Here is a 6,588-nt window from a genome sequence, read left to right as displayed (position 1 = left end):
CGTCAAACCACCCTCTACTGGGGGCGCGTCCAACTGCGATGGTCATTAGAGCAAATCTCCAAATGTTTATAAGTACAGGTTGTATCTGTATTATAGACTGGCTATATCAAAGCCTTCCATAAGCAGAAAGTTAACTGGGTTGTTAACCAAGTTTACAATTTTTTACACACCTTTAATCATATTAGGTGTAAATCGTTAATTTTTCTAGGGGTTTTGTAATAAAAATTAATTTTGATTCAGATGATGTGATAAATGGGGAGTAGGGAATGAGGAGCAGGGGAGCACAGAGGCAGAGGAGCAGTGGAAGAAATAACTAATGCCCAATGACGGCAGTTGCTCCCAAGGGGAAACCCCATCGCCCTTGGCGTCTCCCCTTGGGAGAAGACCGCACTGCCTCCCCCATTCCCCATGCCCAAGCCTCATTTCCCTAGAATCAGTCAGCTGACGCTAAAATGAGTCCACAGTTAAATTTGATTATTGCTAAATGTTTACCATCGATTTAAGCATCAGAAACACTGCTTTCCCTATCTCAGTACAACGTAAGTCAGCAGAGGATGCTGAGGCTGTCTATCAGCTAATTTTGGCAGCAATCCGTTCTGGGAACCCTGATATTGTAGAACTCAAGTGCGAAGGCAAGACAGAGAAAAAAATTGCTGTCCGCGCTAGCGAAATTTCTGGGGTGCAGATTGTTCAGAAAGATGGTACAACCCCTGGTGGTGGCAGACCACCTGGCTTTTTCGCTGTAGCTGCTGAGTAACCAAGGTTGACAAATGGCTCAAGTGGGCATTGAGGTCAAAGATTTAAATTTCAGTTGGCCTAATGGAGAGAAAGTGATCAAATCTTGCTCTTTAGAAGTACCCAAGGGTGAGTTTTGGATGCTCTTGGGTACAAATGGCAGCGGCAAATCTACGTTACTGAGATTACTGGCGGGGTTATTAGCTCCTGCATCTGGCGAAATTCGGATTTTGCACCCCGTTGGCTTTGTCTTCCAAAATCCGGATCATCAACTGGTGATGCCAACTGTTGGTGCTGATGTGGCTTTTGGATTGGTCGAAGAAAAGTTGCCACCTGCTGCTACTAGAGCCAGGGTTGAAGAGGCACTAGGGGCGGTGAATTTACTTACCCTCCAACGACGCCCTATTTATGCACTCTCTGGGGGACAGAAACAGCGAGTCGCGATCGCCGGTGCGATCGCCCGTCGCTGTGAAGTTCTATTATTAGATGAACCCACTGCTTTACTAGATCCAGATAGCCAGTTGGATTTAGTTGCTGGTGTCCGCCGCCTTGTCAAAAGTCGAGGTATTACAGCCCTGTGGGTGACACATCGATTAGATGAGTTAAATTACTGTGACGGCGCTTTTTTGCTAGAAAAAGGCTCTTTGGTTGATAGTGGTGAAGCTCAACGTCTCAAACAACGTCTGATGGAGGTACATAGCGAAGCCTCTTAATTAAGTGCTGAGTGCTGTTAGCGGATAGCTAAGGTTTAGCCCGTGCTGAGTAAATAAATAAAATTCATTGGATTCAGCACGCCTGAATACTACTAAAAAAGAACTGTAACGCGCCTTTTAAACAAAGGCGCGTTTTAAGTTGGTGCGTCTATCTGAGGTTTGAGTTTTGTGAGGCTGCCGTATTTTTTATTCTGTGTAGCATAGTGTTACAGACTATGCATCAATTATTATAAAACTTATGAATGAATTTTGTTAACTCTAGAAAATTGTGATTAAAAACCATGCCCCGTTCCTTACTCCAAGCCGTTTTGTTAGTGGACGGCTACAATATCATAGGCGCTTGGCCTTGCCTTAAAAAAACGCGTGATAGCGTTGGATTAGAGGCAGCACGGGGCGAACTTGTGGAAGCGATGACTGGTTATAGTGCGTTTCAAGGTTACACAACTCAGATAGTTTTTGATGCCCAATATCAGAATACCTCTAGTAATAAAGAAATTATTACTGAGCTTTTATCTGTTTATTACACTGATTTTGGACAAACAGCAGATACTTATATTGAAAAATCCTGCGCTTCTTTTCGCCATCAAATAGCCCAATCTTTGATTTCTCGTGTGATTGTTGCTACATCAGATCGGGCACAGCAGTTGATGATACAGGGGTATGGGGCTGAATGGTTGTCGGCACAACAACTCTGTGGGGAAGTGGAAACCACTGTTTGTCGGATGCGACAAAAGTATCATACGCGCAAACAATCTAAGAGTAGGTTTTTAGCTAATGCTATTGACGCTAAGGCTCGGCAGCGTTTGGCTGAATTACGAATGGGATTACAGTAGATATTTAGTATCTAATGAGTCTCTGCTTAAGTTGCTGATTGATTTTGACTGCAAAAATTCTATAAATTAAGTTTCTAAAAAAAATATTGGCGAAAGTACTTGCCAAATCCTATTTTTAGCCCTAAGATTATAAATCGTGAGTGATCCTCAGTAGCTCAGTGGTAGAGCGATCGACTGTTAATCGATTGGTCGCTGGTTCGAATCCAGCCTGGGGAGTTTAGCAATTTTAGATTTTAAACTTTGGATTCTAGATTATCCATCAGAGATTTATGTATGGTCGCTTGACTCGGCTGTGAGGTTTCTGAATCATGGGTCTTTTGGTGCTTGTCTTAAACAAGTGCTGGAATTTCAACAATGTTTGCGATCGCTCTCTCCTGCGCCGGATAATCCACGGGGAAACTCCCACGCAGCAAGACAAAGGCGTTATCCGCAAACTAACGCGAAAAGAGATTTTGACTCAAGAAGGGAATGCTTTTCAAGTGCCTTTAGTACAAAAATATATAGAACAGTTGCTAGAAGAAGAATAAGCGTAATTCGTAATTCGTAATTACCGCTTGTTAATTTGTTATTATCGCAATTTTCGTTACAAACACTACGTTTTCATTACCAACGTCAGGATTTTTGTTACAAACACTACGATTTTCGTTACAAACACCACGTTTTCATTACCAACGCCACGATTTTCGTTACAAACACTACGATTTTCGTTACAAACAAGATGATTTTTGTTACAAACAAGATGATTTTTGTTACAAACACCACGATTTTGTTACAAACATCATAATTCTCGTTAAAAACATCACGATTTAGTGCTGTAATAGCTTGCTAAATTCAACTTAACTATGAAATATTACAGTCAGTAGAGGCAGGAACGCCAACAGAAAGCCATGCCAGGATTGCAATTGAGCTTCTGGGGTTGCTTCTGGTGGTGCTAATAAAGCTTCTACTCTTTGTTCTAAGCGATCTGCACCAGAAGAACCTAATGCAGCACAGCAAATTTCCGATAAGACTGGGCTGCTACTAACCACTAATAAAAGTGATTCCGCTAACACTAGAGGGTCTACCTGCAATGCTGCATAACCGTCGGCACGGAGTTCGCGCAAAGCTAACAGTTCTTCCCACAAAGCCTCTGTATTCGGCAACCATGCAGTACAGGAACGCACCCAACCCAGCCAGAAAAACCAGAACGTATCCCTGTAATAGTGATGCCCTTGCTCATGGGCTAAGACGCTTTCTAGATGAGCCGGTGAGAGAGTTTGCACTAATCCTTGGCTAACCACTAGTTCTGGTTGCCAAAAACCGATTTGACCTGCGAACAGCGCCCCGGTTTGCAGCAGTCTGGCTCGTCTATCGCCAACATTCACTAAAGGGCAGTTACGGGCAGATTCTACAGACTGCCAACCTTGGAAAGCAAGTTTAATGCATGAAATGGCAAAAAATGCTAAATAAATTAATGCTAGGAAATAGCTAATTGAGCCTGTATACATCCCGCCCATTTGTCCTTGAGGCCCCATGAACAGCACAGCGATCGCAGTCATGAAAATTAGCAAAGGCGGGAAGAGAAACAAAAATAGCGATCGCTGCCACCGTAAACTCCAATTACCTTGGCGTTGATTCCATGAGGATCTTAACCACCAGGCGACTGCCAAAGCATTCAAAATCATTATTAGATGCATCATTGTTCCTCCCTGGCTTGGCGTGCAGATTGAATACGTTTAGCGATCGCTGCTATTTGCTCACTAGCTGCTTCATCTAGACTATCGGCAAAGGCAGCAATAACATCGGGATTTCCCACCGCCAGAAATCGCTGTAACTGCTCATGAGCTTTGATGACATCTGATTGCTGCTTACTCAGCATTGGCCGCCAATAGAATGCTCGCTCCTTTTTGTCGCAGGCCAGCCAACCTTTATCAGTGAGGCGACGTAAAACGGTGGTGACAGAAGTATACGCTAATTCGCGGTTGGGATCGGCGAGGATGCGATCGTGTACATCCTTGACTGTGGCTGAACCAAGTTCCCAAATGATATTTAAAATTTCCGCTTCCAACGGGCCTAAAGATAGTTGTTTAGGGCGGTATTCGGGTAAAGGTGCCATAGCAATTTCAATGGGGAGTGGGGAGTGGGAGAGACGCGATTAATCGCGTCTGTACTGGGGAGTAGGGAATGAATGAATATTTGTCCCTTTGGGCTGTAACCTTGAAACTGTAACTTTTTCCCCATTTAGAAGGTCTGTTCTTGTTTTAGATTACAAGATAGTGCAGCAAGTCTGAAAGTCTAAAATCATAAAAATGGGCTTTTTGAATATTTATTAGGGATTGAAAATTGGGCATCGGGTATTGGATATTGGATATTGGGTATTGATTATTCTCCTCTGCTCCTCTGCTCCTCTGCCCCCCTGCTCCCTGCTCCCCACTCCCATCTATACTATTGAATGAGATACATGTTGTATTTTTATGGTAAAAAACTTTCCTTGAGCAATTGTAACTATAGTTAGTGACACCAACTAGGTAGAATGTTATTTGCGACAGTATTATTAAACTAGGTGTATCCAGCGCGTGAAGCTATTCGTATACCACACTCCTGAATTGACTCCAACGGGTAAAGCGCCAGAATGTGCGATCGCAGTTGATGTCTTGCGAGCCACTAGCACAATTGCGACAGTTTTGGCAGCTGGAGGCGAAGCTGTACAAGTATTCAGCGATTTAGATCAGTTAATTGAAGTTAGCGAAAAATGGCCTGCTGAAAAACGTCTGCGGGCTGGAGAACGCGGTGGCGCGAAAGTAGCTGGTTTTGAGTTGGGTAACTCTCCCCTCGACTGCACACCAGAATTAGTCCAAGGGCGGCGTTTGTTTATCAGCACCACAAATGGTACTCGTGCCTTACAACGGGTACAAGACTCCCCAAATCTATTAGCAGCAGCCTTGATTAACCGGGCGGCGGTGGTGCGATTTCTCCAAGAGTTGCAACCAGAGACAGTGTGGATTGTCGGTTCCGGTTGGGAAGGCAGTTTTTCTTTAGAGGATACAGTTTGTGCAGGTGCGATCGCTCATAGTATTTTGCAGCAAACCCAGTTGTCACCAGAAGAACTCGCTGGGAATGATGAAGTAATTAGTGCGATCGCTCTTTACTCTCAATGGCAAGATAACTTATTAGGATTACTTCACCAAGCTAGTCATGGCCAACGATTGTTGCGTCTTGACTGTCTAGATGATTTAAAATATTGTTCCCAAACTGATATTTTAGATGTCTTGCCAATACAACATGAAACGGGAGTATTGAAAAGTCAAAAGAAATAGGGAATGGGGAATGGGGAGATGAGGGAGAAATCAATTCAAAATTCAAAATTCAAAATTCAAAATTAAAGAACTTCTGCCTTCTGCCTCTCTGCCTCTTTTCAATGCCCTATGCCCAATGCCCTATGCCCAATTTTCAAATCTGTGAGCATTTGCCCAAGTCTTTGTCGCCAATGGGAAGGATAAGTCCCTAAAATTGCAGAAATTTTTCCACAAGCAAGGACGGAATAAGCAGGGCGACGGGCTGGTGTCGGATATTCGGCAGTTGTAATGGGGATAATACGTTCAACTTTCAAAGGGAAGCCTAGTTGTTGTGCTTGTTCAAAAATAGCAACGGCAAAGTCATACCAGCTAGCAACGCCGCTATTAGTGTAGTGATAAATGCCGCTAATTTCTGGGGTTAACTGAGGAATCATCTGGGCTATAACTGCCCCTATATCTTGCGCCCAAGTCGGGCTACCAATTTGATCGGCGACAACACGGAGTTCTTGGCGTTCTGCACCTAGTCGCAGCATGGTTTTGACAAAGTTACTTTTGCCAAAAGTTCCATAAACCCAAGCAGTGCGGAGAATGAGATGATGGGCGCAAGTTTCCCGAATTGCTTCTTCTCCAGCGAGTTTGGTTTTACCATAAACACTCAAGGGATTAGTTGTGTAGGTTTCTTGGTAAGGGCTACAGCCATTGCCATCAAAAACGTAATCAGTTGAAATATGAATTAGAAAAGCTCCTAATTTTTGGCTTTCTTGGGCAAGAATTAGGGGTGCAGTAGCATTAATAGCGGTAGCAAGTTCGGGTTCACTTTCGGCTTTATCTACAGCAGTATAAGCGGCGGCATTAATGATGATTTGCGGCTGCTTGGATCTGATAACTTGGCGGAGGGTATCAGGTTGAGCAAGGTCTACTGTTGGGCGTGCTACTGAGATAATATCGCCATAAGATGAGAGTATTTGTTGTAGTTCCTTACCCACTTGACCGTTGCTACCAATCAGCAAAATTGATTTAGTCATTTGTCAT

Annotated in this window: 8 protein-coding genes and 1 tRNA gene; 6 read left to right on the top strand and 3 right to left on the bottom strand. The window is 43.6% G+C overall.

Going from position 1 to position 6,588, the window contains the following annotated elements; translation table 11 throughout:
• Window positions 1-484: 484 nt before the first annotated feature.
• From HWQ40_RS10730 to HWQ40_RS10710, 5 genes are all read left to right on the top strand, one after another.
• The gene (locus HWQ40_RS10730; RefSeq protein WP_012410874.1) at window positions 485-757 is read left to right on the top strand and encodes a hypothetical protein; all 273 of its coding nucleotides are present in this window, start codon (window positions 485-487) and stop codon (window positions 755-757) included.
• Window positions 758-770: 13 nt separating this feature from the next.
• Window positions 771-1,448, top strand: a complete 678-nt coding sequence (locus tag HWQ40_RS10725; RefSeq protein WP_104906077.1) for an ABC transporter ATP-binding protein — start codon at window positions 771-773, stop codon at window positions 1,446-1,448.
• 281 nt (window positions 1,449-1,729) lie between these two features.
• A complete protein-coding gene (locus tag HWQ40_RS10720; protein ID WP_289798693.1) occupies window positions 1,730-2,281 on the top strand; it encodes an NYN domain-containing protein in 552 nt (183 codons plus the stop codon).
• Window positions 2,282-2,425: 144 nt separating this feature from the next.
• Window positions 2,426-2,497 (top strand) — tRNA-Asn (locus HWQ40_RS10715).
• Window positions 2,498-2,589: 92 nt separating this feature from the next.
• On the top strand, window positions 2,590-2,808 hold the full coding sequence (locus HWQ40_RS10710; protein ID WP_292777489.1) for a hypothetical protein: 219 nt from the start codon (window positions 2,590-2,592) through the stop codon (window positions 2,806-2,808).
• Window positions 2,809-3,117: 309 nt separating this feature from the next.
• Here HWQ40_RS10710 and HWQ40_RS10705 read toward each other — a convergent pair whose 3' ends face one another.
• Both HWQ40_RS10705 and HWQ40_RS10700 read right to left on the bottom strand, forming a co-directional pair.
• Window positions 3,118-3,957, bottom strand: coding sequence for a M56 family metallopeptidase (locus HWQ40_RS10705; protein ID WP_292777539.1), 840 nt, complete (start codon window positions 3,955-3,957; stop codon window positions 3,118-3,120).
• Window positions 3,957-4,376 (bottom strand): BlaI/MecI/CopY family transcriptional regulator, encoded by a 420-nt coding sequence (locus tag HWQ40_RS10700; RefSeq protein WP_292777487.1) that lies wholly within the window; start codon window positions 4,374-4,376, stop codon window positions 3,957-3,959. Before HWQ40_RS10700 ends, HWQ40_RS10705 begins: the two co-directional genes overlap by 1 nt.
• A 460-nt stretch (window positions 4,377-4,836) precedes the next feature.
• Between HWQ40_RS10700 and HWQ40_RS10695 the strand changes: the two genes are divergently transcribed.
• A complete protein-coding gene (locus tag HWQ40_RS10695; protein ID WP_292777485.1) occupies window positions 4,837-5,577 on the top strand; it encodes a 2-phosphosulfolactate phosphatase family protein in 741 nt (246 codons plus the stop codon).
• Between the two features lie 98 nt (window positions 5,578-5,675).
• Here HWQ40_RS10695 and rfbD read toward each other — a convergent pair whose 3' ends face one another.
• A complete protein-coding gene (rfbD, locus tag HWQ40_RS10690) occupies window positions 5,676-6,581 on the bottom strand; it encodes a dTDP-4-dehydrorhamnose reductase (protein WP_292777483.1) in 906 nt (301 codons plus the stop codon).
• Window positions 6,582-6,588 lie beyond the last annotated feature (7 nt).

The sequence above is a fragment of the Nostoc sp. NMS9 genome, assembly GCF_017114995.1.
GTDB lineage: Bacteria > Cyanobacteriota > Cyanobacteriia > Cyanobacteriales > Nostocaceae > Nostoc.
This window is presented reverse-complemented; position numbering and strand designations above follow the sequence as displayed.